The sequence below is a fragment of the Anaerococcus tetradius ATCC 35098 genome, assembly GCF_000159095.1.
GTDB lineage: Bacteria > Bacillota > Clostridia > Tissierellales > Peptoniphilaceae > Anaerococcus > Anaerococcus tetradius.
Map to the genome: position 1 here is coordinate 1 of NZ_GG666321.1, position 1,309 is coordinate 1,309.

The 1,309-nt window shown below is 27.0% G+C and carries 1 protein-coding gene and 1 pseudogene; both read left to right on the top strand.

Annotated features, from left to right (window positions below):
- Positions 1–361, top strand: a pseudogene (locus tag HMPREF0077_RS09935) (DNA topoisomerase); the annotation flags it as partial.
- A gap of 437 nt (positions 362–798) precedes the next feature.
- Positions 799–1,029 carry a type III toxin-antitoxin system ToxN/AbiQ family toxin gene (locus HMPREF0077_RS11200; protein WP_248596458.1) on the top strand — a complete coding sequence of 77 codons (231 nt, stop codon included), beginning with the start codon at positions 799–801 and terminating at the stop codon, positions 1,027–1,029.
- Positions 1,030–1,309 lie beyond the last annotated feature (280 nt).

A 1,309-nucleotide genomic window follows, 5' to 3' on the forward strand; every position in this document is an offset into this window, starting at 1 on the left:
TCCACCTAAACACTTCACTGAAGACACACTCTTAAAAGCAATGGAAATAGCTGGGAATGATGAATTAGTTAAGGATGTTGAAGTTGAGAGAAAAGGACTTGGTACTCCTGCTACAAGAGCGGGAATAATAGAAAATTTGATATACAAAGGTTATATAAAAAGAGAAAAGAAAAATCTAATATCAACTAGAAAGGGATTAAACCTAGTGACTATAGTTATAGATGAGTTTAAATCTCCAAAGACAACAGCAAAATGAGAAATGAGATTAAGTGATATAGCAAAGGGTAAGGAATATAAAGAGAATTTTTTAAAAGAAATTGAAGAAGAAATAAAAAATACTATATGTAAATATTATAAGTAAATTGATTATAAAAACTTGAATATAATTATAGGAATTAAGAAAGGAATGATTTATGAAAGAAATAGGGTATAATATAAGTGATAAACGAGTAGGCATTAGGAAATTTGCTTATTTGACATTACTATAAATATACGTTATACTCTTATCAGATAAAGATGGTGTCCCGCTACCGTTAAAGGTGGAGCATTAAAGAAGGTGTATCACTACCTACATCCCAAAGGTAAAATATTAAAGCAAACAGAGAGGTTAAAACCTTTCTATTTTTTTATTCCAATTTCTTCTGCAAAGGAAAAACACAAAAAATGGAAGAATGTTTCTGATGAGCATTTTTTAATTTATGAAGTGATCGATAATAGTATTACTATAGATGGAGATATTTACAAATATTATTCTGATAAAGAAAAATGCACATAATATCTATATTGGATATTAAGAAAATGATTCCTGTACCGGCTGATTGTTATGAAAGAATTGAATTTAATGAGCTTGAGGATATCAGATATAAAGACTTATTTCAAAAAGAATATGCTTTTTGTTTAAAGGTAAAAACAAAGGTCTTGATAAAGGTAGAAAAAATATACCAAAAGCAAAAGAAAACAGGAATTATAAGAAGAGCAAATTGTAATTTTTCAAAGTTAGAAAAAGCAATGTTGGATTGGAAGCAATAGGATAAAGGCAGTTAAAGCGATTTGAAAAGTAAAAAATTCTAATCGTTTTTTAGTACCATAAATAGTGTAAGAAAGGAAGTAATTCCTATCTTGCACTATTTTTTATTGCAATAAAAAGATAGAGTAAATGACATGCTAAAGTTATCTTTTGCTTACAGAAATTTAAAAAATAGAAAGAAATAAAGTTTAATAAATAAATATATAAAAATTTAGTTCATTTTTATCACTATAATGAGGAGGGATAAAATGCCAAGATATGATATAGTAGATTTAAGCAGAA